Annotated in this window: 29 protein-coding genes; 2 read left to right on the top strand and 27 right to left on the bottom strand. The window is 34.8% G+C overall.

Going from position 1 to position 26,844, the window contains the following annotated elements:
* Window positions 1-32: 32 nt before the first annotated feature.
* From FW768_RS11795 to FW768_RS11740, 13 genes are all read right to left on the bottom strand, one after another.
* A complete protein-coding gene (locus FW768_RS11795) occupies window positions 33-1,049 on the bottom strand; it encodes a hypothetical protein (RefSeq protein WP_153395645.1) in 1,017 nt (338 codons plus the stop codon).
* Window positions 1,050-1,064: 15 nt separating this feature from the next.
* Window positions 1,065-1,826, bottom strand: coding sequence for a DUF6882 domain-containing protein (locus FW768_RS11790; RefSeq protein ID WP_231128678.1), 762 nt, complete (start codon window positions 1,824-1,826; stop codon window positions 1,065-1,067).
* Window positions 1,827-2,436: 610 nt separating this feature from the next.
* Window positions 2,437-2,868, bottom strand: coding sequence for a hypothetical protein (locus FW768_RS11785; protein ID WP_153395643.1), 432 nt, complete (start codon window positions 2,866-2,868; stop codon window positions 2,437-2,439).
* A gap of 82 nt (window positions 2,869-2,950) precedes the next feature.
* Window positions 2,951-3,922: an ankyrin repeat domain-containing protein gene (locus FW768_RS11780; RefSeq protein WP_153395641.1), complete on the bottom strand. Its 972-nt coding sequence runs from the start codon at window positions 3,920-3,922 to the stop codon at window positions 2,951-2,953.
* A 143-nt stretch (window positions 3,923-4,065) separates the two neighbouring features.
* On the bottom strand, window positions 4,066-4,197 hold the full coding sequence (locus FW768_RS23850) for a hypothetical protein (RefSeq protein ID WP_262885780.1): 132 nt from the start codon (window positions 4,195-4,197) through the stop codon (window positions 4,066-4,068).
* Between the two features lie 26 nt (window positions 4,198-4,223).
* Window positions 4,224-4,784, bottom strand: coding sequence for a DUF7822 domain-containing protein (locus FW768_RS11775; RefSeq protein WP_153395639.1), 561 nt, complete (start codon window positions 4,782-4,784; stop codon window positions 4,224-4,226).
* A 73-nt stretch (window positions 4,785-4,857) separates the two neighbouring features.
* Complete coding sequence (locus FW768_RS11770; RefSeq protein WP_153395637.1) at window positions 4,858-5,103, bottom strand: hypothetical protein; 246 nt, start codon at window positions 5,101-5,103, stop codon at window positions 4,858-4,860.
* Window positions 5,104-5,420: 317 nt separating this feature from the next.
* Window positions 5,421-6,356, bottom strand: a complete 936-nt coding sequence (locus FW768_RS11765; protein ID WP_153395635.1) for a hypothetical protein — start codon at window positions 6,354-6,356, stop codon at window positions 5,421-5,423.
* Window positions 6,357-6,488: 132 nt separating this feature from the next.
* Window positions 6,489-7,223, bottom strand: coding sequence for a hypothetical protein (locus FW768_RS11760; protein ID WP_153395633.1), 735 nt, complete (start codon window positions 7,221-7,223; stop codon window positions 6,489-6,491).
* A 321-nt stretch (window positions 7,224-7,544) separates the two neighbouring features.
* Window positions 7,545-8,501, bottom strand: a complete 957-nt coding sequence (locus FW768_RS11755) for an HTH domain-containing protein (protein ID WP_153395631.1) — start codon at window positions 8,499-8,501, stop codon at window positions 7,545-7,547.
* A gap of 141 nt (window positions 8,502-8,642) precedes the next feature.
* Window positions 8,643-9,575 (bottom strand): Kelch repeat-containing protein, encoded by a 933-nt coding sequence (locus tag FW768_RS11750; RefSeq protein WP_153395629.1) that lies wholly within the window; start codon window positions 9,573-9,575, stop codon window positions 8,643-8,645.
* Between the two features lie 238 nt (window positions 9,576-9,813).
* On the bottom strand, window positions 9,814-10,908 hold the full coding sequence (locus FW768_RS11745) for a hypothetical protein (RefSeq protein ID WP_153395627.1): 1,095 nt from the start codon (window positions 10,906-10,908) through the stop codon (window positions 9,814-9,816).
* Between the two features lie 151 nt (window positions 10,909-11,059).
* Window positions 11,060-11,593, bottom strand: coding sequence for a hypothetical protein (locus tag FW768_RS11740; protein ID WP_153395625.1), 534 nt, complete (start codon window positions 11,591-11,593; stop codon window positions 11,060-11,062).
* 511 nt (window positions 11,594-12,104) lie between these two features.
* On the opposite strand from FW768_RS11740, the gene FW768_RS11735 reads away from it, so the two are divergent.
* The gene (locus FW768_RS11735; RefSeq protein ID WP_076595057.1) at window positions 12,105-12,362 is read left to right on the top strand and encodes a hypothetical protein; all 258 of its coding nucleotides are present in this window, start codon (window positions 12,105-12,107) and stop codon (window positions 12,360-12,362) included.
* A 98-nt stretch (window positions 12,363-12,460) separates the two neighbouring features.
* Here FW768_RS11735 and FW768_RS11730 read toward each other — a convergent pair whose 3' ends face one another.
* The 9 genes from FW768_RS11730 to FW768_RS11695 form a co-directional block, all read right to left on the bottom strand.
* Window positions 12,461-13,087 carry a hypothetical protein gene (locus FW768_RS11730; RefSeq protein WP_153395623.1) on the bottom strand — a complete coding sequence of 209 codons (627 nt, stop codon included), beginning with the start codon at window positions 13,085-13,087 and terminating at the stop codon, window positions 12,461-12,463.
* A complete protein-coding gene (locus tag FW768_RS11725) occupies window positions 13,087-14,145 on the bottom strand; it encodes a DUF262 domain-containing protein (protein WP_153395621.1) in 1,059 nt (352 codons plus the stop codon). The genes FW768_RS11730 and FW768_RS11725 overlap by 1 nt, the downstream gene beginning before the upstream one ends.
* A gap of 325 nt (window positions 14,146-14,470) precedes the next feature.
* The gene (groL, locus tag FW768_RS11720) at window positions 14,471-16,096 is read right to left on the bottom strand and encodes a chaperonin GroEL (protein WP_153395619.1); all 1,626 of its coding nucleotides are present in this window, start codon (window positions 16,094-16,096) and stop codon (window positions 14,471-14,473) included.
* 54 nt (window positions 16,097-16,150) lie between these two features.
* Entirely contained in the window at window positions 16,151-16,510 is a 360-nt protein-coding gene (locus FW768_RS11715) for a four helix bundle protein (protein ID WP_153395617.1), read from the bottom strand.
* Between the two features lie 34 nt (window positions 16,511-16,544).
* Window positions 16,545-16,823, bottom strand: coding sequence for a co-chaperone GroES (locus tag FW768_RS11710; RefSeq protein ID WP_153395615.1), 279 nt, complete (start codon window positions 16,821-16,823; stop codon window positions 16,545-16,547).
* A 167-nt stretch (window positions 16,824-16,990) separates the two neighbouring features.
* The gene (locus FW768_RS23845; protein WP_262885779.1) at window positions 16,991-17,122 is read right to left on the bottom strand and encodes a bacteriocin-like protein; all 132 of its coding nucleotides are present in this window, start codon (window positions 17,120-17,122) and stop codon (window positions 16,991-16,993) included.
* A 166-nt stretch (window positions 17,123-17,288) separates the two neighbouring features.
* A complete protein-coding gene (locus FW768_RS11705) occupies window positions 17,289-18,008 on the bottom strand; it encodes a DUF3108 domain-containing protein (protein ID WP_153395613.1) in 720 nt (239 codons plus the stop codon).
* 57 nt (window positions 18,009-18,065) lie between these two features.
* Entirely contained in the window at window positions 18,066-20,450 is a 2,385-nt protein-coding gene (locus tag FW768_RS11700) for a M1 family metallopeptidase (RefSeq protein ID WP_153395611.1), read from the bottom strand.
* A 58-nt stretch (window positions 20,451-20,508) separates the two neighbouring features.
* Window positions 20,509-21,087 (bottom strand): HupE/UreJ family protein, encoded by a 579-nt coding sequence (locus FW768_RS11695; RefSeq protein ID WP_153399886.1) that lies wholly within the window; start codon window positions 21,085-21,087, stop codon window positions 20,509-20,511.
* Window positions 21,088-21,157: 70 nt separating this feature from the next.
* Between FW768_RS11695 and FW768_RS11690 the strand changes: the two genes are divergently transcribed.
* Window positions 21,158-21,658, top strand: coding sequence for a DUF6702 family protein (locus tag FW768_RS11690; protein WP_153395609.1), 501 nt, complete (start codon window positions 21,158-21,160; stop codon window positions 21,656-21,658).
* 636 nt (window positions 21,659-22,294) lie between these two features.
* Here the strand turns inward: FW768_RS11690 and FW768_RS11685 are convergent.
* The 5 genes from FW768_RS11685 to radA form a co-directional block, all read right to left on the bottom strand.
* Complete coding sequence (locus FW768_RS11685) at window positions 22,295-22,891, bottom strand: acyl carrier protein phosphodiesterase (protein WP_153395607.1); 597 nt, start codon at window positions 22,889-22,891, stop codon at window positions 22,295-22,297.
* The gene (locus tag FW768_RS11680; protein ID WP_153395605.1) at window positions 22,888-23,595 is read right to left on the bottom strand and encodes a VanW family protein; all 708 of its coding nucleotides are present in this window, start codon (window positions 23,593-23,595) and stop codon (window positions 22,888-22,890) included. Before FW768_RS11680 ends, FW768_RS11685 begins: the two co-directional genes overlap by 4 nt.
* Complete coding sequence (locus FW768_RS11675) at window positions 23,592-24,260, bottom strand: class I SAM-dependent methyltransferase (protein ID WP_231128677.1); 669 nt, start codon at window positions 24,258-24,260, stop codon at window positions 23,592-23,594. The genes FW768_RS11680 and FW768_RS11675 overlap by 4 nt, the downstream gene beginning before the upstream one ends.
* A gap of 71 nt (window positions 24,261-24,331) precedes the next feature.
* Complete coding sequence (locus FW768_RS11670) at window positions 24,332-25,453, bottom strand: AraC family transcriptional regulator (protein ID WP_153395603.1); 1,122 nt, start codon at window positions 25,451-25,453, stop codon at window positions 24,332-24,334.
* Between the two features lie 12 nt (window positions 25,454-25,465).
* The gene (gene radA, locus FW768_RS11665) at window positions 25,466-26,815 is read right to left on the bottom strand and encodes a DNA repair protein RadA (protein WP_153395601.1); all 1,350 of its coding nucleotides are present in this window, start codon (window positions 26,813-26,815) and stop codon (window positions 25,466-25,468) included.
* Window positions 26,816-26,844: the final 29 nt, after the last annotated feature.

The following is a 26,844-nucleotide window of genomic DNA, read 5'->3' as shown; positions in this document are numbered from 1 at the left end:
TTGGCTTTAGCTGTAAATCGGTAAAATCAAAGTTAGCTGATGTAGTTTTTTAGTAGGGCTTCCTCATCCATTTTCATTTCAGTGAGTTTTTTTATCTGATAAGCTTTTTCTGTTTTGTTGACAGATCCTGCCAGATCAATGATATTGCCGCTTTCATTTTCGTTTTTCCATGGAAATAAGGTGGTGTAAATGTCTGCAAACGATTCTTCCGGGTCCGGTTCAATATCATCAAGTTTTCTTTCAAGTAAGGCGAAAAAAACATCTAAAGCATATTCAAGATTTTCTTCATCGGGAATCATTTTTATTTCATGGTAGAGTTCCTTAAAAGCGATCCCTAAGTTTTTCAATCCTTGATAAGCGAAATGAACGGTTCCTGTTGCTGTGGAATCAACTTCCCAGTTCCTGTCAAAAAGAATTTTCCTGAAATAGGGTTTTCCCTGTTCTCCGCAAAGCGAAAAACCAAGTACAATCCCTGCATTACAGTCTGTGGATGCGAATTGATTTCCTAACTCAAAGAGCTTATCAAGTATGACATGAGGATCTTCCAGTCTGCTCACCAATGCCGGAACAAATTCAGGGAATAAATTTTTTCCATAACATTTTTCAATTTCTGTTTCAATCTCTTTTTGATATTCGGTACAGTCAAAATTTAATAGTCCCAGAACGGCAGATCTTGAAATATAATAATCGGTTTCTTCGCTGTTTCCAAAAAGATAGTCAGCTAAAATAGGTTTTATCTGTTCATATTTTAAATGGCCCAAAACTTCTAAAATTTCCGGGTCTACATTTTCAACCAGTTTATTTTGGTGGATAGATATATTGAAAATCTGTTCTGCAGTAGAATGGGTTCCCAATGCTTTAAAAACAGGCAGTAAATAAGTGTAATCAAAATCAAAAGGATGGTTTAGATACTGATTTAAAATTTCATTTACATCACTTTTGCCACCACATTTTACAATAGAATTTACCAATGAACATATAATAGCGGATTCTCTTTCTGAAGAGGGAAGTTTTAAATATTCAATGAGTTCGCGGGTTGTTTTCAGCATGTTATTAGCAGTTTTTTATAAGTTATTTAGTTTTTTCATTTCAAAATAACAATCTTCACATACTAATTTTATTTTTGCAAACTTTTCTGACTCTTCATCCCATCCATCATATTTAATTCTTATTTTTTCGCAGTCGTTACACCAGGCTTGGAAATCTTCCTCATCATCCAATTCCATCCCTTTATAAGTATCAAATGCTTCTTCAAATCCAACAGGAGTTTCCAAATTCAAATGTTGACAAACATAAGCCGGTCTTTTAAAACCATGGTTTCCACAATCCATTTTCTTCTGTTTTAGCATTTTAATCTCTGGATTGTTGTCAGCTTCAATTATTTCTGTTAAAAGCAAATAAAAATTAAGTTTTTCTGTTGATGCAATATAAACACCAATTCCTCTTAAAATTTTAAAACTTATTGCGATAAATTCATCACTATCAAATTTATCGCTTGAAAACGTTCCTTCATATAACTTTTTGAAAGAATTTTCTTGTCCAAAATCTTTGATTTTCAGTGTTTCTGATTTGTTATTTTCAGTTAAGTAATTGTTAAACCAGCTCCACATCCAGGTTTCAGATGTTAAAGAATAAGTTCCTATTGGAATATATTTAAAGAAAATTTCGTCATGATCATTGTTATACAATCTTAAAATTTGAGAGTCACTATCATAGAACCAATTCGTAAAAGAATTTATATTGTATTTATTTATAAATTCCTCTTGAATAGGAATGAGTTCGTTTAATTCAGATTGAGCAAATTCGTTGTAATCAAGCATTGTCATAAAATTACATTTATAGTTGACGGTTTTATTCTGCAGTTCTAATTTTTTGATCCTTTTCTATGATAAATTGGCTTAATAGAATTGCTATTGCCATTTAATTCACGCTCGTTATTTTTTAACGAAGATTTAATCCTTTTAATTTTGTTGTTAACTAATTGTTCTTTGAAAGTTTCATTTTCAATTCTTATTTTTTCTTTATATTTTTTTTGTTCTGAATTATTTTTTTCAATACTTAGTTTTTGTTGTTTTTTTATTTTATTTTTTTGTTCTGTACTTAATTCTTCCTTTTTTGAGAAATTCGCCTCTATTAATTTTTGCAGATCATTTTGAAAGTTATCAAGTTTTCAAAACTTTGATATTTTTAAAAATAACCAACCGCCAATAAATGAATCAATTGTAAATTCAAACTTGTCATTTAATTCTAATTCATTCATTTTTTCAGAATGAAGTTTAAGGTGTTTAGATATTTTTTTTTGAATTTGCTTGCCACAAAATGGACATTTTAATATGATTTTCACTTACTGTTAGTTTTTGGAATTACAGCTAACTAAAAAAAACAATAGCGGATGAATAAGTGGTGTAATTTAGCCCTTTGTTTTATCCGTGTTTATTAAGTTTCTTTGAACGCATTTTTTATTACTTCAGGAAGCCCGGCTTTGTTTTTTACCTTTTCATAATATTTTTTAGACTTTTTCATCAGCTTTTCATCAGAAGTTTTTATTGCGATCTGCTTCAGGCATAATGCATAACATCCATTAAAAGTATCTTCTTTTTTAAAATTGGATTCCACCTTTTCAAAATACGGAATGGCTTCTTCATATTTTTCCCGTTCCTGATTAAACAGACAGTTTATTTTTCTTATGATTAATTCATTATTTTTTATTTCAAAGAATGCCACATATCCTCTCCAGCAAGCACTAAACCCTCCTGTATTTTCCGGTTTTCGCTCAGGGAATTCGTTAAAATAATACTCTAAAATTTCATTATTCAGATAGTATTCTTTGTCCTTATAAAGTAATGCATCCCGAATTTGTTGTGTCATGACTATTGGTATATTATTTTAGTTGCTGCTTATCGTGTTATTCCAAAACGTCAGGAGATTTTACGGAACTGCATTGTTGAGTTTAGCAATACAGCTGATCATCCTTTTGATGTAAAATTTGTGTCGGATTTTTCAAATACCAATCAACAATTCTCTCTGTAATTCTGTCGTAAATGTCGTCCTCTGTGTAAGGCTTATTTTCAAAAGATAACCTATCTAAGTCGTCATTTATTTCATCTGTTATTTCTTTTTCAAAAAGATTTTTACCTGTTAATTCGCTCCTTAAAAAGTCAATGAGCAGACCGTGGCAGTTTTTATTGAAGTTTCCATTTCCATTTCTCTGGGCTTCGTCTCTTAACTTTTCAATTGCTCTCAATAATTCACCCTGTACAGTGTCTGCCTGCCCGGATTTTGGAACCAGTTTTTTCCAGATTATTTTCGCGGTTTCAAAATAATTTTTGTTATTAACAACATGGTGTATATGTTCTATGTCAATTGAAGTGTCAATTTTTATTTCTTCCTCCTGAACGGTGTCTTCTACAGGTAATGAAATATTTCCCGGGTCGTAGTGGATGGTTTTTAAAAAATCGGTAAACCTCTCTTTATTCCAGGACATTCCCATATTAATAACTCTGTCCGTAATCTTCGCACCTTTAGAAACCAGATAATCTGCACTTGGAATTGGATCGGAAAAAGTATTGGTAAATATTCTTGACAGCGGTGTCAAACCAAATCTATCTTCCTGTTCCAGGCCAGCACCTGCTTCAACCAATAGTTTGATACTTTCCAGACGCCTTTGTCCGCAAGCTTCTAAAAGGGCAGTTTCTGTTATGCTTCCCTGCACTTTTTGGTCAATGTTCTGGGTCTGTTGAATGATTATCTTTAATATTTCTATTCTTTCTAAGTAAGCCGCAATGATCAAAGGGGTCTCACCAATATCGTTGGTTGCATCAACTCCGATTTCATTCAATATTGAAATAGCTTTTTCGGGATTGAATTTTTTGCCATCATAACCAAGATGGTTTTTAAAGGTGTCAAGTTTATTTTTTGCCATAATTTTCTGTTGATGTAAGGTCTTAATATTTTAAATAAATTTAAAACATTAAGACCATTTAAGTGCTAAGAATAATTAAGGAAAAAATCAAAGATTTTTTATAAGCATATCGTCTTAAGGTAACTCTTGACTTAATATCCTGTTTAAAATACTTCCGACCAATCCTCAAAACTAAAGTCTTCGTCTGAAAACTCAAAGCAATAATTAAAGATTTCTTTTGTATCTCTTTCCTTTACCGAGTAATCCGTTACCCGGTATTTGTGTATTGCCAACATGTTTTTTTATTTAAGAATGGTTCTGTTTACGATTTGTTGAATGAAAAATAGGTTACATAAGTCCAGTATACAGATAAAGCATTGATATCTTTTTTCAATTCCTGCAGCCATAGAGAATCTTTAAAATCAAATACATTATCCGGTTTTTTCTCTAAAATATCGTCAATGTCTTTGGATATTGAGATAATTTCATCGTAAAACAATTCGTTCTGCTGCTCAATGGGAGCAATATCTCCTGCCATGTCAAAAACTTCTCCTGCTTCCAGAAAAAACAGATCCAACGCTCTTTCAGGATATTTTTCGAAGAAATCTATTGTGTCCTGTCTGATCCCGGTTATTACCTGTGTGTCGATATATGCCTGTGTTTCCAGGTAATCTAAAAGATCATAAAATTTCTTTAATCCGTTTTTAAAATCGCCCTTGATGGCGATGGGATGTTCAAAGTTCCATATTTTAGAATTAGACATTTGAGTTTCAGAACCTAAAACTATTTTATGGAATAAAGGAATTTCATAGTTCCATTCCGATACATCACGCAGCCTGGTTACTTCTGTATTTGCGCTGTATAGATAAGATCTGTTCGCCATTAGTTATTAGTTTTTATTAAATGTTGTAATCTCCCAAATCTACGTATTGCACCAATATCCTGCAAGTTGAGGTTTATATTTCCAATATTTTCGTTTCTGTATTTTCATACCTTGTTTTTAAGTCTTTAATTTCCTCTTCAAAATCGTTATAGATATCCTCAATTTCTCCGGGATAAAAATGAAGCCAGCGGCTGTGGTTTCTATACATTTCCTGTCCATCAGCAAGTTTTTTGTTTCTTTTGGATGGGTTGGGGACTAAGATTTTGTTGATGGTTAATTCGTATGGCCTCAAAATCTCAGAGATGATATCAAAGTCCATCGTACTTAATCCGGTATTACAGATTAAAATAGGATCTTCAGAATTAATGATCTCTTTAGAAATGTATTCAAGTTTCTTTAATTCAGAATCCTGTGATGAACGATAATTATATTTTTCAAGCAGTTCATAACAATTTACAATTTTAAAACCTGCAAATTCGGAAACGTTTAAATCCGGCTCAGAAATCTGTAAAGTTAAAATGACGCTGATCTTGTTTTTGATAAGTGCTTTTTTATGAAGTTCATGGTTATTTCTGTATTTAAGTAGCGATTCCGGGCTTTCCTTTAAGCCATTTTAAGCGTGAAAACTGCATTTTGTTATTCAATATCGTCTAATTTAACCGGAATTAATTCAATAGGATTTTTTAGTATTTCAGATAGCGCAGGCATACTCTTTTTACGTCCGTATGCGCCTTCAAATAAATAACTTCTGTGGGAAAAGCCATAAGAGTTAATGACCAGTTTTAAATAATCGGAAAAAAGCATGGGTTGACAGTCTTCAAAAGTTACCCCGTAATCATCACCGATATATACCAAGGGATTGTCATTCTCAAGGTCAAAAGCAGCCATATGATAATCAGAATAGTAATCAAAAATCTTTAAGCTTTTCCCTGATGTCAGATGAACGGCATGTTCATGTTTGGTCCAGTCTTCAAACAGGGCCATTTTTAGATCCAGGATCTGAATGGAGCCGTACATTTCTCCACAACTGTTTGTCATAAGGTTATAAACATTTTTGTCATTATAAAAGCTTCGCTGAGTATTGATGCTGCAGTAGGTCCAGATCAGTTTCAGTTGTCCAAAGATTGAATAAAACTCTTTTATCGCTGCAGGAATATTCTGATTAAGCTTTTTTTCAATTTTTTGAAAATCATCGGGTCCATAAGGCCGGCCCACTGAATAGTAGGCCACTAAAATGTCAGGATGTGAAAAAACAGCTCTGAACCTATCCATACAATCTTTGAAAAAAGACTTGAGATATCTGTTTTCTTCCTGTGATTCCATGAGGAGTTCCTGTTCAAACAGGATTTTAGCTTCAGGATATAATTCAAGATGTCTTGAGGCTTTATATCCAAAGTCGTTAACCTGGGTTCCGATAAGGATATAATCGTATTCTTCAGGGGTATATTTATCCCGGATAACATAGCCTCCATGAGCTTCAATATATTCTTTCACTTTTTGTTTGGAACCGAGTGAATATTTTTTAATATCTGATGGTAAAAGGAATCTTTTATCTTTAATTAATCTGTTCATGATGTTTTTAATTAGCCGCTAACGTCTTGATTTATGCACAAATATTCTGTAAATAGACATCTTTGCGTGTTCAATAGGAATTCAGTAAGCTGATGTTATTTTCTGGGACTATTTTTTATGTATTTCGATCGTTTACATTCCCCATATCAGCCCGGATAAATTCTGCAGTGTCCAGGTTTCTGGTTTTACGGTCTTATTGCTGGGCAGCGATTGTAATATCTCTTCTCTCATATCAACCCCCATAATAAAGCCAAGTTGGTTAGTGTATGCTATTTCAAGAAGGGTAAGAAAGGCCCCTGCTATTTCATTCTCGTCATGTTTCAGATTCTCCTTGTCAAGATAAAGGTATTGAAGATCTTCATAAGACATCCAATTGGTAATTCCCATTCTGTCGAAACACAAAAAATTGTTCCAATCATCAAGGTCTTCAATGATTGAATAGGCAAGCGCTTTTTCAGATACTTCAAAATTCCGGGACACTCCGCCTTTTCCAAGGCCTAAATGAGGGAAAAAATCAGCGCAGGTCTTAAAGGTATAATATTCAAAAAACTTGGAAAATTCATAATATCCTTCTAAATTATTACAAAATGCCACCTCAGTGTTTGTATTTTCTGCTTTCTGATATTCGCTGTTTATTTTGAAAGTTTCATCTAATGAATTTGATATTGAAACAATATTTTCAATAGTTTGATTGACGAGCTTTTCGAGTTCCTGTTTAGACAGATGTAAAGTGCTTCCGATAACATGAGATTTTAAAAATTCCTGGCAATCGGCAGTTAAGTCGCCTGTTTCTCCTTTTAATGCCGGAACAATGTCTTTATAAAATTTTTTGTCATCAAATAAATGCAGTGTGCGCCAATATCCCATTCGTAGTGTTGTTTTGTGATGATTATATAATCTGATTATGCGTCAATGGTAACAGACAATTTTCTTTATGAATGGTATTCCAGGATTGGGGAATGTATATATCCTGTACGGTATAGATTGTTGTTTTCATGCTGTATTAGTTTTTTATAATCCCAACCTAAAGATTACGATCCGGTTTTCGAAACTTCCTGACTTTGGATGATTTATTATTATGTATGCATAAAGTCAGTAGACTTTGCGCAGCAGGGGGTGAATTATTGCGGATTTGAAAGCACAAAAGTTCAACTTAAACTTAACCTTCCATTTTGCAAAACCTATGTTTTAATCTTCGTAAGGTATTCCGTTTGTTTTACAATATTCTTCTATTTCTGAATCGGTTTTAAAATATTCGTCGCAATATTTATTGAAAATTTCTAATGTGCCTCCTAAAAACTTATCTGAAGCACTTAATAACGCTTCTGTTTGCGAAATAAATTTTTCAAAATCAGGATTCAATTCGCAAAGTTTGTCAATTGTCTTGTATTCTAGATCACGATATTTTGATACAAAATGAATTTCACTCTCATAGGGATTGGACTTCAGCTCAATAATTCCAATTCCAAAAGATTGAGATAATCTTTCCATTTCTCCCAGCAAATTTTTACTAATTTCAAAAGCAACCAGATATCCATAATTTGCCCAGCTTGAATTTGAAACAGCTTGAAAGAAATACTTTTTTAATTCATAATCTGTATTTATTTCTTTTTTGATTTCATATGAGGTAATATTAAAAGCATCAGCTTTATTTACCAATTTCATTAAAGCATTTGAGTTTTTATTTTTCAGATTAACAAAGTCAATCGCAACCATATCAGGATGAACCCATTTTTGATGGTCATCTTTTGTATTCAATGATTTTTCATGAAAAATTGTTTTAGCATAAATGCCTCTACTTTTTAGGTAACTTACTAATAATTTATGAAGGTGTCTTTCGTGAAATGATTTTTTATCTTTTCTAATAACAGATTCCTTGATTTTTTCAATTGGAACATCTAAATTAATTTGATTTTCGTTTTTTGAAGAATAATATAGAAAACCATTTTTAGACTTAAATCTTTTTACACGAGTATCATTTTTTCTAATAAAATGTCCTAATTGTGCTCCAATTGTATCGGTTGGTGTTTTTGCATTGGACCAATCAACATAATTTTTAGCGTTAACTAAATCATGGACTTCAATATATGTAAATGCACCGATATTATCTTCAAGTACTTTTATTATAGCTTCTTTAATGGTCATTGGTTTTGTGTACTGTTATATCTCCAAATATACACAAGTTTTCCCTATGTTAAATAGAATATTGGACAATGCTAATAGCTCAACTCGTTCTGTATACTTCCATTGCTGCCGAACGAATCCTTTCATATGGTTATAGTGATCTTACTTGTTTACCGTTGAAGAAAGCACACTTTCATTAATATCAGCTACCTGGGTACTTTTAATTGATGATTTGAGTAGAGACGTTGTACTTCCACCAATGATGTATAATTTATTGTTATATACTTCCGCTGTAGGATATCTTCTGGGAATCATATTGGAGGATAGCTGATATAGTTTATTGGTTGTAGTATCAAAATACGCGAGAAAGCTTTGATTATTAAAACCACCTATAATGAAAATATTATTACCGGATACCGCTAATGAGTGTCCGGCTATCCCAACAGGCATGGTATATTTATCGACCCAAAGATTGGTTTTGAGGTCGTAAACATTGATCAGACGGGATGGGGTACCATTAAAACCACCAATTACATAAAGTTTATCATTTACAATTTTGCCCTTTGTTTCTCTGGCTGTGGGCATATCGGGTAAGGGATTCCATGTATTTGAAGCAATGTCATAATACCGGAATTTATTAGAAAATACCGTGGTTTCAGCTCCATTTAGCCCGCTGCCGCCAAACACATATATTCTGCCATTATAGATTGCAGAACCTGCATTTCCTGTGTAGGAGCGATTGGTAGCACCCTTCGTTATTGTATTGGTTGCAAGGTCTACAATTTCAAGATGGCTGTTTCCCCAGCCGTTAAAAATATAAATTTTATTATCGTAAGTCTCCGAATTGGCAAATCTTCTGGGAAGCAGAGTAGAATTGAGAACACTCCATTTGTTATAGGTAATATTATATTTTTCAATAAATTTTGCATTACCGCTGTCTTCCTGATACCCGTTGCTCACATAGATATTGTCATTCACAATCACACTGGCAGTGCCACCTCTGCCTACAGACATATTGGCGAGAGTTTTAAATTGAAGTGTTTGTGCATGAACTAGTATTGAACCTAAAAATGAAAGAATTAATAACTTTTTCAATGATAGTAGTATTTATTTTTATTTAAGTCTCTTTAATTGAATAGCGTGGTTTAAAGATAGGAAAAAGTTGAAGAGAATTCTTTGGTGTTATTTTTGGTATACTGCTGCCGCACGAATCCTTTAGTGCGGCTATAGTATTATAAATTAAACATTCTAATAATATAATCGTGCGGTAACGGAGATATTAAAACTTAAAAATTTATGCTTTGCGTGGGGGAGGAGAATAAAGGATTGAACATTATTTAAGTCTATTCAATGTTACTACACTTTGAAAACCTCCAATTGCTTCAAAAGCTTCATTCTGATGTTGTATGTCTGACCATCCTTTTTTAGCAAGTTCTGCTCTTACTTCTTCCTCTGACCTATCTTTTAACAGATGATAAAATGTGAAATCAACGACTTCTGGCGGAACTCTTTCAATAACATATTTTGTAAGTACCCTAACTAATTTAAGGTAAACAAAAAGACCAGTTAACCCAAGTTGTATCACCCAAATAACGATCCAGCCAATCCATCCAGTATTTATTTTGTTTACTATAAAGCCTTGTGAAAATCTTATTTGTAAAAAATTAAAAAATCCAATTCTCTCAAGATTATTTGTATTTAGAATTATTTCATATTGAAAATATTCGTTTGAGATATAGGTTAAAAGGATCATCGCACCAAAAAGGTATTGCAACTTATTTAAATCAGTATAGTTTGAAAATCTAATTACATACTTCATTGCAAAGACAAGGGCTGTTGCCACAAGGAATTCAAATAATCCAATGAAGTAAAGTCCTTTTACCGAAAGCAATGCCACCAGAAAACTGGTTAGTAACGAAATGAATATTCCACCCATAATGGGTAATGTTATATTGGGTGTTTTTGTTGGTGTGGGTTGTGGTAAAGTTTCAGGAATTATATAATCATCCCAATTGTTTTTCCTTTCTATTTCCTTTTCAAGATCCTTAAGAGTTTGCAGGTTGAACGTTTTTAAAGTTTCCTGATAAGCATAAATAAACAGCTTAACTCTTTTAGAATTTTTTCCATTATCCCAGATTTCGCTTCCTAAAGATTCGCTTTTTACTGATACTGCACCGTTCTTATAAGTAGCGGTAATAATTTCAGTCCAACGCTCATTCATCCAACCTGTACATTTATATTTTGCTTCTATATTGTAATCATCTTTATACACAAGATCCCAACCCAGTCTTTCAAATGTTTTTTCTGCGATGGCAATGAAAAGAATTTCGCTGACTGGTGTTCTGAATTCTTCTTTATAGGCAGGAGTAAAACCAAAGCTGTGTTTTTTGGATATTTCTTTTTCGTAGCTTTTAAAGATCTCTTCCATTTTAGTTTTCAGATGTGATTATTAGTTTAAAGTTTTATGAATAAGCAGTCAAAGATAAATCATTCTTTAATGTTCTGAAAATATTTAAAAATAGTATTAAGTTTTCGGAATCTTCTGAAGAATTTATGAAGAGTGTCAAATGCTATCTTTTTTAGATCAAACTTTTGAACTCTTTCCTTTCCAGAAGAAGGTACGCTGCATCCAGCATTTTGGTGAGATGAATGTACGGGCTTATCATATTCCTTTCCGGAAGATGGTCATAGATGCCCAGTGAGAAATAGACCATTCCGGAAATAAAATAATCAAACTCCTTGATGCTGTATTCCCTGAATGCTTTTTTAAAGACCAGCAGAGGATTTTGGTATTCTTTCTCAGAAAGCAAGCCCAGAACCAACGGAGAGACTTCTTCCAACTGGGTATTGAGAGCCCATTTCTTTTCCTTCAGCATGATGAAGTAGCCCGCACGGATGAATGACCGCATCGCCTGGTGAAAATGAAAGATAACGGATGGATCTTCTTTTATCCAGCTATTTCTTTTAACAGCATAATTCATAATGTGGTTTAGCAGCTCTTTGGATGCTGTAAGGTCATTGAGCTGGAAAAACGTCTCCATCTGCTGTAATCCGCAATGCTTCTTCCGGCCTTTCCCCAGCCGGGATGTAAAGTCTGTTCTGGTTTTTTTCATGAGTCTGTATTTTTTTAGTGTACGATTTTACTGACCGTAAAGGAGGAAGCCTACCTGAACTTCCTGCCGATACAAGCCTAATGAATATGATAGAATTTGTGTTTTTCTAAAAGCCCGAAAGCCGCAATGGATTGTACACCCCATTGTACCGTATCATGATACTTTATGTTGTAAAGCAGGCTTAGAAAAAATAATTGCAGAAAAGCAGAACAGCATGAAAATAAAACGGCATGAGACTCTACAATATCTGTACTAGAGGTACTGGTATACCGTGCAACAGATAAAAGAGCCCACGCCTAGGTCGTGAGCTTCTTGCTTATCTTCTCGTTGCTTTTAAATTACCAGTTTTCAAGTCGAGATTCTAAGCAATAGCTTCTATATTTTTTTGAAGTATCGCAAAATTACTCTAATGAATAATCTTTTCCAAATATAATAAAAATATCTTTGTATTACCGAATTCGGTAATGATAATTTATGCTAATAATTACAATTTGCACTAAACAGTGCGATTATGAACGAGTTTAAGACTGATGAAATCAAAAAAATGGTCTCAGAAAAAATAAAAGAAATAAAAGGAGAAACTCCTTATTCTAAAGTTTCTGAAAGATGTAATGTAACAGCTGCAAGGATTAGTGATGTGGCTAATAATAAGATTGATTGTCAACTCAGTACTTTCATTGAAATTGCAACCGGACTAAGAATACATCCCAAAGAATTATTTGATATTATTTTTGATTTTGAAGAATACTATTCCGAATTAGATAAATAAAAAAAGCTCTGAAGTCTTCAGAATTCGGAGCTTTTTTTATTCTGTGCAAGGTTAGGAGATTTTGTATAGTGGGGTAATTTTTATGATTTATATATTGATTATCCATTTGCTATTTCTTCTGCAGCTATATCTAAAAGGTTTAAATATCTTTCTAGAACAGTCTGTAAGGTAGGCATACTTCTGGGATCATTATGAAAAAGTAATTTATAAGCTGTAAAATTTACCGATGGAGTTCCTAATATTCTTGTAGCTACACCATCTAATTTCGTTGTAGTGGTCGAAGACAAATGAGCCGCAGAATTTCTTATTGCCTTCATATCCATTAAATCTGCATTTATGGCGGATAACGCAGTATCAAATACATAGCCTTGATGAAAAAATATTTTACTTATTTTTCTAATTGTTTCTGGATTCGACCAATCCATATGCTTTTGATTGCCAATTATTATTTGATTTGCATGATTAAAATCAATAGGGGTTGCCCATTTTGCCGGTCTACGATTTAGTATAGATTCCTCATTGATTAAATAATCAATGAAACATTTTTCAACAAATGTCTCCCACGCAACAAAAATTTTTAGGAAAGCAGATTCTGAAATAAATTCTCTCAAACTTACTGCGATTTTATAAGAACCACTAGCATATTTTTGGTGTGCAAATTGAATATGTTGATTCAATTCTATTATAGTAGCTCTAAATTCTGTCAAATTTTGGTTTAAAGCCATTATACACCATTTATTTTATTGATTAGAAATTCAGTTCTTCTCATTCTAACAACTGTATCTGTAGTAGCTCTTCTACTATCATTTAAAAATTGTATTTCATTTTCAGGTAAACCTATAAGAGTTTTTTTACTGAACAGATCATTAAGATTTGTTAATGAAATTTTTATTCTTTCATATTTATTTAGATTTATAGAATTCATAGCAATTTTGATATCTTTTAATCCAAACAAAGAATAATAGAAAGTAGTAAAAAGAGAGTAAAATAAATGAATACGCCTAAATTCAGTGGATTTTAATCCTTCATCAAAAACACTTTTAATTAACTCTATAGTTGTATCAAATTTTTGTTCAACTTCAGAAACATTAAATTCAAAAGATTTTTCATATTTACTATAAAAATTTTTGATTTGTTTCTTTGATTGAATACCTTCTAACATAGCAACTACTAAATCTGCAACTAAAGTTGCATCTTCCATTCTCAGAATTTTTTGATTTGTTAGAAGTTTACTATCAGTCCAGAAGTCATTATATTTATGAGCTAATTTATCCACAAGGATTTTGAATTCACTAAAATGGTTTGCATGAATTTTTTCTTGCTCATTTAATGTTACAGAATAAGAATTTAATCGACTAAAAATATCAAGAATTTCCTTATCAGGTAAATTTACTAATAAATCTACAGCTAATTCATAATTTAAAATTTGGGCTTGTATTTCCGGATCTATATTACCTAGTTGACTAAAATAATAACCACCATATTTTTCGTTATGCTTTTTATTTATTACAAATCCATCATTAATATATGAAAGTATTGTTCTAAGCCTTTGTTGTCCATCTACAACCTCTCTAATTGATTGCCTTGTCTCAACATTTAAAGTTTGTCTAATAAAAACTTTTGGAATTGGTTTGCCTCTAATTATTGTGTCCAATAAATATGACCTAGCATCATCTGTCCATACTGATTTTCTTTGAAATTTTGGTGATAATTGCAGTTGCTTTTTGTCATTCCATTCTAGAAAATCGTTAATACTGTAAGTCCTACTGTCAAAGTTTTTCATTTATTGTAATTTTCGTTTGTTGTAATTTTGTTAAAGAAAAGGTATTAGAAAATTCGTAAGTCAGATTAAAATATTGTTGTTGCCTTTCAAAAAAGGAATCTTGTGCTTTGCAATATCCATGTATACTTTCATTGGTTATGAATTTTTTAGTATTAATTTATTAAAATGTCAATAAAAATAGCTAATTAATATTATTTATAAAACTATATTATTAGATAAAATTATACTATTTCAAAATTGATTTCTTACGGGAAACCATAAAGCCAAAAAACCGCTCCACAAAAGCAGAACGGTTTATATATTAAATTGTCTCAGCGACACGCTGTTACATCATTCCCGGCATTCCGCCACCCATTGGCATAGCTGGTTCTGCGCTCTTCACTTCAGTGATTACACATTCTGTTGTAAGAAGCATACCAGATACAGAAGCTGCGTTTTCAAGGGCAACTCTTGTTACTTTGGTAGGGTCTATGATTCCTGCTTCAAGCATGTTGACGTACTCGTCAGTTTTTGCGTTGTATCCGAAGTCACCTTGTCCTTCAGCTACTTTAGCAACGATTACGGAACCTTCACCACCAGCGTTGGCAACGATTTGTCTTAATGGCTCTTCAATAGCTCTCTTAACGATTTTTACTCCTGTTGTTTCGTCTGCATTAGCACCTGAAAGGTTTTCTAAAGACTTGATGGCTCTTACTAAAGCAACACCACCTCCGGCAACGATACCTTCTTCAACCGCTGCTCTTGTAGCGTGAAGGGCATCATCTACTCTGTCTTTTTTCTCTTTCATTTCCACTTCAGAAGCAGCACCTACGTAAAGTACAGCAACACCACCAGCTAACTTAGCTAATCTTTCCTGAAGTTTCTCTCTGTCGTAGTCAGAAGTTGTAGTTTCCATCTGAGCTTTGATCTGAGCTACTCTTCCTTTGATTTTAGCTTCGTCACCACCACCATTTACAACCGTTGTGTTGTCTTTGTCAATCGTTACTTTTTCAGCAGTACCCAGCATATCCAGAGTAATGTTCTCCATTGTGAACCCTTGCTCTTCAGAGATCACCTGACCTCCTGTAAGGATTGCAATATCTTCAAGCATTGCTTTTCTTCTGTCTCCGAATCCTGGAGCTTTTACGGCAGCAATTTTAAGAGATCCTCTTAATTTGTTTACTACCAATGTAGCTAAAGCTTCCCCTTCAACTTCTTCAGAGATAATTAATAAAGACTTACCACCTTGTGCAATTGGCTCAAGAACAGGAAGCAATTCTTTCATAGAAGAGATTTTCTTCTCAACCAAAAGGATATATGGGTTTTCAAGTTCAGCTAACATTTTTTCAGGGTTAGTCACGAAATATGGTGACTGGTATCCTCTGTCAAACTGCATACCTTCTACAACATCTACTGTTGTATCGATACCTTTAGCTTCTTCTACAGTGATTACCCCTTCTTTACCTACTTTTCCGAAAGCTTCAGCGATTAGAGAACCGATTGTTTCGTCATTGTTAGCAGAAACAGAAGCAACCTGCTTAATTTTATCTGTAGAATCACCTACAGCCTGAGACTGGGATTTAAGGTTTTCAACAACAGCAGTTACTGCTTTGTCAATACCTCTTTTAAGATCCATTGGGTTAGCTCCGGCAGCTACGTTCTTAAGACCTTCTCTTACGATAGCCTGAGCAAGAACCGTAGCGGTAGTAGTACCGTCACCAGCAATATCATTGGTTTTGGAAGCTACTTCCTTAACCATCTGAGCCCCCATGTTTTCTACTTTATCTTCAAGTTCGATTTCTTTTGCTACAGAAACACCATCCTTCGTCACGTGTGGAGCACCGAAAGATTTTTCGATTACTACGTTTCTTCCCTTAGGACCTAAAGTTACTTTTACTGCATTAGCCAATGCATCTACACCTCTTTTTAAAGCGTCTCTTGATTCAATATCGAATTTTATTTCTTTTGCCATAATGTTAAGCTTTAAGCTTTAGGCAGTAAGCAATAAGCTTTTGCCTTGAAGCTGTTAATTATTATTTAATAATTTTTTTCTAAGTTGTATAAGTTTTTGTCTGATTAAATTCAGTTTAGGATTAAGGCTTAATAATTTTTCTTCGGTTGTAAAACCCAGATCACAAGAGAGAAGAAGTAAATATTCTGTTTCGTTTGTAGAACCAATACTTATTTCTAAAAATCTTGCAAATTCTTTATCTGTAGATCTTCCACAACCTTCGGCAATATTTGTTGGGATAGAGACGGATGCTCTTCTTATTTGAGACGTAAGACCAAAAAGTTCAGATTTTGGAAAGTTTTCAGAAGTAGTATAAATTTCTTTTACCAACTCATGAGCAATTTTCCAGATATCATATTTTTTGTAGTCTCTCATTGCCTATTGCTTATAGCCTAATGCCTACTGTATCTTATCCAATAATTCCTAGTAGATCAGCCTCTCTTACAATTAAATAATCCTTCCCGTCTAGCTTTAATTCAGAACCTGAATATTTTCCATAAAGAACTTTGTCACCTACCTGAACAGTTGTAGGCTCATCTTTTTTACCAGGACCTACTGCCACTACAGTACCTTCTTGCGGTTTTTCTTTCGCAGTGTCCGGAATAATAATACCTGAAGCTGTTTTAGTTTCTGCAGCAATCGGCTCGATAAGAACTCTGTCTGCCAATGGTTTAAAGTTTACTGACATAATATATTTATTTTTTAATTATTTCTCTCTAGTAATTCTCTAAATGTATGCCACAGGCAGGGGGTGGATGAAATGGCAGAGTTTTATTCCTCAGTGTGAAAATTTGGCAGAAAAATAAAAAGCCGGAAAATTTCCGGCTGATGTTTTACATTGAATGATTCCTTAGATTAAGGACAATACTGTCCCGGCCCGATCCATAAGATACATTTTCCCTGATTGTTGTAATCGCAGCAGACAATTCTTCCGCCGCCATGAATAGATTTTTGGGCTTCTTTGCTTAATGATTTTAGATTTTTCATACCATATATTTTATTGTTCTGTATTCCTGAACATTTAAAGTCAATCAGGAGCTTTGACATTTGGTGTTATGAAGTATTCCAAAGGTAAAGCTTTTTGCCCTGCATGCCGTGTACAGTATGTAGCCCCGTTCAGGTGATTGGTATCTGCTGGATTTCTGGAAAATCATTATCGCTGAATAGGTTCCATCATCATTTTTCTTCCGCCCATATCTATTTCCTGCTTCAGGACTTTTCTTGTTTCGGGATCTATGTAATAAGTGACGGTTGATGTTTTATCACTAATATCATCCGTTGTTTTTACAGCCCAGACTTTCTTTCCGTTGAGATCGGTTTTTTGTACTCCTGATATGTACGCTTTTATGATTCCTTTTTTGGCAGCCGGGTTATAATCAAAAATAGAAAGTTCCGCGGTGTAGTTTTCTTTAAGCGGCAGATACCGGAGAAGAGAAGGATAGCTGCTGCTGTCGAAATAATTTTCCCCCGGCATATCAATAGTTTCTTTCTGTTGTGTTTTTTTGTCGAGGTAATATCCGGTGATTTTGTTTTTCCCGGATTGAAGTACCATATCTCTCATCGGATTATAAGAGGAATGATAAACCGGTTGAAAATCCGCTGTTTTTACGATCGTGGAATCTATCCAGCTTCCATTCATCTGCTTCATTTTAACAGTAGTTTTAATGAGCAGATCTGTTTTGTTGATTTTTTTTAATTCATTAATGATACTCCCGATCTCCATTTTATTTCCGGCATTTTCAGCATACCATGAAAATTCTGAAACTTCATCTTTGATCAGTTTCGGATCTATCTTGTTTTGTTTAGGAGTAAGCAGGCTTTGAGAAAATAAATTAGCACTGCTTATGATTAAAAGGAAAAGAAAATTTTTCATAATTTTTTTAATCAATAAGTAGTGCTAGGTATTGTAAAAGTTACAAAGTGCTGGCTGTTAACTTTTTCCGGCGGCCTGCATTGGGTTGGTTTTGCCGTTTGAGCCACCTCTTACAGGGCCGTCCTGCTTCTGTTTGAATAACTGGAATTTCGAAACCTGACTGTCTGTACCATTGCTGCTCCAGAAATTATTGGAAGTGTCAATATCAGCAGTTTCTCTCATAGGATCAAGCTGGATTGATTTTACTTTTTTGTCGAAATAATACGTCTTCGAAACCTTCTGTTCATTATGTCTCCAGATCTGGGCAGATGATTTGTCATAGGCTTTAGTACCGTCTTCAAACGTAAATTCAAGGATGATTGGCATTACCAGTCCGCCTTTATTAACGAAATCAATCTGGTATCCGGTCATATTTTTAAACCTCTCTTTATCTTTTGTATCCAGGGCAGGAGTTGCTTCAGTTTTGGTGGTATATTCTTTGTCCTGATTTACTTTTTCCTGGCCTCTGTCATATCGATAATAGAAATCCTGTGCTTCCTTATCTTTATCTACATAGAATGAAATATTTTTATCTTCCCTGTTTCTGATCTTTGAAATATCTTCAAACTCATTCTGCAGAGGTTTTTCTACTTTATATTTTGTTTCTTTGGCCTCTTTCGGAGGGGTATTCAGATCTGGTGCAGCCATCGTTACTTTATCAATAGCAATATCTACAGGATCTGTTCCGTAGAACCATCCTCTCCAGAACCAGTCAAGGTCTTCACCGCTGGCATCTTCCATGGTACGGAAGAAATCGGCAGGTTCAGGATGTTTGAAGGCCCATCTTTTGGCATATGTTTTAAAAGCTTTGTCAAATAACTCTCTTCCCATGATTGTTTCACGAAGAATATTAAGTCCTGTAGCAGGTTTTGAATAGGCATTCGGCCCAAACTGAATAATATTTTCAGAGTTGCTCATGATAGGCTCCAGCTGGTTCTTTGGAAGCTTCATATAATCCACGATCGTCCAGGCTGGTCCTCTTTTTGACGGGAATTTATTATCCCATTTTTCTTCCGTAAGATATTCGGTAAACGTATTCAGTCCTTCATCCATCCAGCTCCATTGTCTTTCATCGGAATTGATGATCATTGGAAAAAAATTATGACCAACCTCGTGAATGATTACCCCGATCATTCCGTTTTTAGTACCCTCAGAATATGTTCCGTCTTTTTCCGTTCTCCCGAAGTTGAAACAGATCATCGGATATTCCATTCCGTTGGCCGCTTCTACAGACTGCGCAACAGGGTAGGGGTAAGGAATGGTAAATTCTGAATAGGTTTTAATCGTATGGGCAACCGCTTTGGTAGAGAATTTTCTGTACAGACCATAGGCTTCTTTCGGATAAAAACTCATCGCCATTACTTTATTATTGTTTTCAGGAATGGTTACTCTCATTCCGTCCCAGACAAATTTTCTTGAAGAAGTCCAGGCAAAATCTCTCACATCGTTAGCTTCAAATACCCAGGTTTTTCTTTGCTTTGAATGATTTTTCTCTGCTTTTTTAGCATCTTCCAGCGTTACAATTTCAATCGGTTCTGCAGCATTTTCAGCTTTGCGGTATCTGGACATCTGGTCGGAAGTCAGTACCTGCTCGTAATTCTTACATTCTCCGGTTCCGCCAACAATATGATCGGCCGGAACATTCATTGAAACTTTAAAATTTCCGAATACCAAAGCAAATTCACCTCTTCCCGTAAACTGGTGGTTTTGCCAGCCCTGGAAATCACTGTAAACACACATTCTTGGGTACCATTGGGTCATGGTATAAAGATCATTGCCGTCTTCCTTAAAGTTTTCATAGCCTCCACGGCCACCCATCTGGATACGGTTCGGGATATTGTAGTTCCAGTCTATTTTGAAGACAATTTTTTCACCCTTCTTTAAAACCTTCGGAAGATCAATACGCATCATCGTTTTGTTGACTGTATATTTCAACGGGCTTCCGGAAGCGTCTGTTATTTTTTCAATATTAACACCATAACCGTTGTCTTTTTCCGGAAGTTCGGTTACTTTCAACTGGTTGTCATTCATTGATGAAGGAAGGGTAGAGGAGGTTGGGTAACCTGCATTTTTTACTGTAGACTGTTCATTTTCGTCCAGCTGAAGCCAAAGATAGTCCAGATCATCCGGAGAATTGTTGTAATAGGTAATTGTTTCAGATCCTTTCAGGTTTCTTTTATCCTCATCAAGGTAAGCCGTGATATTATAATCTGCCCTGTTCTGCCAGTATCCATGACCCGGTGCTCCCGAGGCAGTTCTGTAAATATTAGGCGTAGGAAGAATAGTTCCCAGCTGCTCAAACTTATTTCCATGGTTGCTTCCCGGATTATTTAGGATATTCTGTGCGGTGATTCCTGTATACGTAAATACAGCAAATGAAAGGACGGCTGCTTTTAGCTTCATGACCGAAATGATTTAAGGATGATCAAAGATAATAATATTTAAATGAGAAATTGAAAGCTTAAAAAGGAATTCTTTCTAAAGTCATCTTCAATGAGAGCGCAAATACTCCGGAGGATACAAAAAGAATCCAGTCTTTTTTATTGACCTTAAAAATATGGAGAAGCATAAAAAGAACAACCAGAATTGCAGCCACAATAACAATCTGTCCCAGTTCCAGACCAATATTAAAACCTAATAAAGGAACCGCAATGCTCTGGCTTTTGGCAATCATTACTCTTGCTGTGTTGGCGAATCCCATACCGTGAACAAGCCCGAAGATCAAAGCAAGATAATAATTAGCCCGCATCAGGGTCTGTTTCTGGTTTTTCATGATGATATTATCCAGGGAAGTAAGGACAATCGTGAGCGGGATCAGGAATTCTACCCATGCAGAAGGAAATCTGAAGACATCCAGAATGCTTAAAGCAAGGGTAATGGAATGTCCGACTGTAAATGCAGTCACAAGGATCAGAATTTTTTTCCAGTCACTATAGGAATATACGGCAATCAAAGCCAGAACAAATAACTGGTGATCCAGAGCATCCAATGAAATGATATGCTCCCAGCCAAGGTTTAAATAGAATAGAAAATCCTGCATCATAACGTAAAAATATAATGCGTACGAAAATAATGATTAATTTCGGAACAAATTTTAAATGTCCGGATTTATGAAGATTTTGTGGCTGTTTGTGCTTCCTGTTGTATTCCTGTTTTCTTTTACAAAAGCGAAGCATCCTTATCACGTGGGTTCAGTTGAGATCAATTATAATGTAAAATCAAAGACTTTTGAGATTACAGGACGGTTTTTTCTGGATGACCTGGAAAACGGACTCAGCAAAAAATATGGAGGCGCTTTCCATTTTAATGATGAAAAATATAAAACAAAACTCAATGAAGCCTTGCAGAAATATTGCGCAGAGTATTTCAAATTAAAAGGAGACGGGAAATTTCTGAAAATAAATTATGTTGGCTATGAAGAAGACAGTGAATCCGTAAACGTTTATATGGAGTCTGAAACAGTCACCGTTCCCAAAAAAGTAGAAGCTGCGGTAAGTTTTCTTTATAATTTATTTGATGATCAGATCAATATTGTACACATCATCATACAAGGGAAAAGAGAGAGTGAAAAACTAACGTATCCTAACCGTTATCTCTACCGCCAGTTTTAATCAGATGTTAATTTTTTATTTCTGTAAAGGTCTTCTTCAGGTATTTTATGTCTTTTTGAGTTATTAATGAAATATTAAATCACTAAATATTGATTAATAATTTTAAATGGATTTTATTTTCGAAAATGAATTATTGAATTATTTGTATTTTTTCATGCATTTTGTTGATTAATTATATGTTATAAATTGTTTTTGATTTATTAATTTATATAATATTTGTTTTTTGTTTAAAAAAAGCTATATTTGTTTATGCCTAGTTGGAGATTTCTGAATCTTGTTTCTTGAGGTCATACAATCTGAAAAATGATAATTGACTAATAAAAAAACAACGGGGTGAGAAGGAGTAAGGAAAACAGAAGAGTGCTGTAAAAAAAACATTCTTTACTGCGATTTTTTTAATAACATAAACCGCTTAGATTAAGTAGGGATAAAAACTTATGGATGAGGTTCATAGACCTGTAAAAGGTGGTTGAGACAAAATAAAAAACATCAAACGCAAAATAAAACCACAGATTAAGAAAAAATTTAGTTCGAAGAGTTAAATAAGGTAAAAAAGTTCCCGTTTTACCGGATTTAAGGTCGAAGATTCTAATAAACACAATCATTTAAAACACTTACTTGCAGGTAGGTGTTTTTTTATTTATGATCCATTTGAAACTGTGTATTGATCTCTTTGGTATGATTAAGCAGATCAGGAAAAAAATCGTTATAACATTGCTGAAGAAAAGATTTGTTTTTCAGGAAAGCTTCAAAAACAGGAATGTCTTTTTCCAGATATCGGGCTTTATTCAAAACGTTCCGGATACTGAATTTAATCCCCCAGTCTTCACGGTAATTATAAAGCCAGTCATCTTCCTCCATCTTTTCCAGCATTTTTTTAAAATTTTCAGGGAGCCATTGCTCATGCTCATGAAGAACTTTATATACGTTTAAGGAGTGAGCTTTCCAGCCTTCCAATGAATGTAATGTAAGATCATTGGCTACAAAATAATCCATGGCAACATCTACAAAAGCTCCGGCATACAGCCTCACCAAAGGAGAAAATGCTTTTTTTGCCTCATGAATGGCAGGGTGGGAGTCTGTGAAAGTGTCTATTGCCCGGTGCAGGGTAATACCGTCCTGGATTTCCTTCGGAAAAGAAAACCGGTCCCTGTTCCGGATAAAATCTTCCAGAAACTGTCCTACAATTTGTCCGTCTGAAAAGGTGAGAAAAGAATGCGCTAAATAATTCATAATCGAATATAAAAATTTTTAAACAATAACCTGCTGTCTGCAAAAGTTTCCACCCAAACACCCTTTCCTGTTTCATTATATTGAAAATTGATTTCATTCAAACGAATGTTTTTCGGGGAAATTAAGACAAGATGAAGTTCGTGATCATGGATAAAGCTCCGAAACTGAACAGGAAACGAATAGTTGTTCTGTATCTGAAGGTCTTTATAGCCATAAACTACAGTACAATCGGACCCCAATGGGGTAAAACGTTCATGTTCCTTATAAATATCAACCGAATGTGGATATCGTTCCACAATTTTTAACCCGGATTGAAGGGCTGCATAATAAAGAATAGAGGAAAATTGACAGATTCCGCCTCCTGTTCCGCTAGAAATATTATTCCGGATAAGATTTCGTCCTTCTTTAAAATTATTTTCCGAAGTAGGTTTTCCAATCAGCTTCCAGAAAGATAATACTTCGTTTGGACGAATCACAAGATTATTAATTTTTTCGCTGACTACTTTTAAGTTGTGAATCTTATTTTCAATAAATTCTCCTTTTTTGATGCTTTGTCGGAATTCATTTTTGTAGAATCCAATGTCTTCCTGCCGGTATTCTTTCACGTACTGATGCCTGGTCCGTTGTTCATGAACGTACCGCTGCAGTAATTTTATCTGCAGCTTCCAATGATCAGGAATTATTTTTTTTAGCAGCCGTTTCATATTTTTTCAAGTACAGTGATATGGTAGGAAGCCCATCGTTTCAGAAAAGTCCGGCAGAGCAGAATATCAATGGGAAGGAAAAACTTTCTTATGCTTTTTGGAATCCGATGGACAGGGAAAAGTAAAATGCCTGTCGTGCTTTTGATTTTCCAGTCGTCTTTTACCAACTGTGAAATTTCCGGAGGGGTAAAACTGTTGCCTGCATGCCAGTCTTGCTGAGGCGAAACTGTTTTTCTTCTGGCTTTTGTAGGATAATCAAAGATCAGAATACTGTTGTTATTTAATTTTCTCCTGCATTCATCAAGGAATTTCCCGGTTTCATCTTTCGTCTGATGCATGATCACATGAAAGCAGAATATACAGTCAAATGAAGTGTCAAAAGGGATTTTTGAGATTTCTCCTGCTGAAATTATTTTATCAGGATGTTTCTCTTTGGCAATACTGAGCATGGATTCACTGAAATCGGTGCCGTGCGTTGCAAAATCAAGAAGCCTGCCCGTTCCGCAGCCCAGATCCAATATTTTGGAATATTTTGTATGACGGAAAAATGAATTTAAAAATACCTTCTCCTGCCGGTCAATATAGTTCCCGTAAGAATTCCCGAAACGGTTTTCATCGTAGGTATCTGCGAGGTTATTGTAATATTCCCGGATATTGGTTTTCATGATTTTAAATTCTTTTGTGAAAATAACTAATCCGGAGCATTTTATCAACCTTATTTCAGATTATTTGAAGGTCAGGATTTAGGCTGGGGATCTGCATGATGTTTTCTGAATTCAGACGGTGTCATATCAGTCATCTTTTTAAAAATTGTATTAAAAGCAGTCTTTGAATTGAAGCCTGATTCAAAAGCAATTCCTAATATAGACCATTTCTGGCTGGAGTCATCAATAAGCATCTTCTTAGCGTGCTGTACCCTGTATTTATTAACAAAATAAAAGAAATTTTCATGAAAGCCGTTATTGAGCAGATAGGAAAGCTGATGGGCATTGATCTGAACCATATCAGAGAGTTTCAGTAAATTAAGATCACCGTCCAGATAAGGCTTTTCTGTTTCCATTAAAACAGTTAACCGCTGTTTCAACATCTCAAATTCATGATCAGAAATTAACTTTTTTCTTATTGTTTCTTCCTCTTCACTTTCCATTTCAATAGAGAGCAGCTCTTCACGCTGGCTTTTATTTACAGGATAAATCTCTTTTTGACGGAGAACGTAATACAGCGTGCTGTACACGATAAATAAAAAAAGCAGATCCATCACCACGTGCTGATGCATTTTATAAATAAAAGCATTGAACAGCTCATAGCCAACCGTTATAATGATGGTTATAAAAAGGAGAAAACTCAGTTTGATCAGCCACTGCAGGTCAATGGGTTCCGTATCAGCTGAAATGGTTTCAATTCTTTTCTGATGCTTCCTGATCCTGAAATAAATAAGGGCGATATAAGGAAGATTATGAGCTATATTGATAAATAATACGATATGATAAATGACCGGATGTTCTTCTGAGCAGAATAATAATATCCAGCAGATCAAAGGAACGATCAGGCAGACCAGATCAGTTCTCTTAAATCTATAATCCGGATTAATAAAAAATATAACACTGAAAAACAAAAAGATAGGCGTAAATATCTGTATGGAATACACGAAAAATGAAAACCAGGTCTCCGGATTAATTTCGCAGATGCGTAAAACATCCAATACCCAATAGCTGGACCATAATAAAAGAAACAGTCCGAAAAATAAGTTGGCCTTTCTGTTGGCTTTCATAGGATTGATCAGCAATGTAAATGAAAGCAGAGTCAGACCGCCATAAAGCAGGACAAGGACAAACTTCTGAATATTTTCGAGCAGCATATTTATCGGATATTAGAAGAGCCTTTCGTGGAAATCTTCAATTTTACTTACTTCCTCTATTTTGATTCCGAATTTTCTTTTCGGAATTTTGTTGAGGTTGGATACAAAAATCTTTTCGTAGCCTAATTTTTCCGCTTCCGTGATTCTTTGCTCTGCCTGAGCAATAGGACGGATTTCACCACTTAACCCGATCTCTCCTGCAAAACAATAATGTTCAGAAATGGCAATATCTTCATTAGAAGAAAGGATGGAAGCCACCACAGCAAGATCTAATGCAGGATCATCTGTCTTAATTCCTCCGGTTATATTTAAAAATACATCTTTTGCTCCCAATTGAAATCCTGCGCGCTTTTCAAGAACAGCCAGAAGCATATTCAGTCTTTTAGCATCAAATCCGGTGGAACTTCTTTGCGGAGTACCATAGACTGCCGTACTTACCAGAGCCTGAATTTCCAGCAGCATAGGCCGGTTTCCTTCTAAAGTTACAGCAACGGAATTGCCGGACAGCTCTTCAAATTTTTTGGTAATAAGAATTTCCGAAGGATTTTTGATTTCCTTCAATCCCTGGGAAACCATTTCATAAATTCCGATTTCAGCAGTAGACCCAAAACGGTTTTTATTGGCTCTCAGCAGTCTGAAAAGATGGTTTCTGTCACCATCGAAATTCAAAACAACATCTACCATATGCTCCAGTACTTTTGGCCCGGCAATCTGACCGTCTTTGGTGATATGGCCTACCAGGAAAACGGGAGTATTGTTTTCCTTCGCAAACTTAATGATCTCATTGGAGCATTCCCGGATCTGGGAAACAGTGCCCGGCGAACTTTCTATTAATTGAGACTGAAGAGTTTGAATAGAGTCAATAATCATAAAATCCGGCTCCAGCTTTTTAGCTTCGTGAAGAATCTTTTCAAGGGATGTTTCTGTAAAAAGAAAACAGTTCGGGTTCTGAAGATCCGTTAACCTGTCTGCTCTCATTTTGATCTGGGAAGCACTTTCCTCTCCCGAAACATAGAAAATTTTCTTCTTCATTTTCAAAGCCAGCTGCAGAAGAAGCGTAGATTTACCGATTCCCGGTTCACCTCCGATCAGAGTTACTGAACCTAAGACAATTCCGCCGCCCAGAACACGGTTCAGTTCCTCGGAGGGGGTTTTTATTCTCGGTTCTTCACTGGTTTCAACCTCAATGATGTTGATGACGTGTTGTTTTGATTTTGAGAAAGGTGGAGTTTTAGATGACGTTTTTTCAACGACTTCTTCCACCAGGGTATTCCATTGCCCGCAGTTTTTACACTGCCCCATCCATTGGGAATATTGGGTTCCGCAGTTTTGACAGAAATATGCTGTTTTCAGTTTTGCCATACTGCGAAGTTAAAGAAAATGAATTTTGA

Origin of the sequence: Chryseobacterium vaccae, from assembly GCF_009602705.1 — a bacterium.
Classification (GTDB): domain Bacteria; phylum Bacteroidota; class Bacteroidia; order Flavobacteriales; family Weeksellaceae; genus Chryseobacterium; species Chryseobacterium vaccae.
Note: the sequence above shows the minus strand (reverse complement) of the source record. Positions and strands in the feature narration are given on the sequence as shown.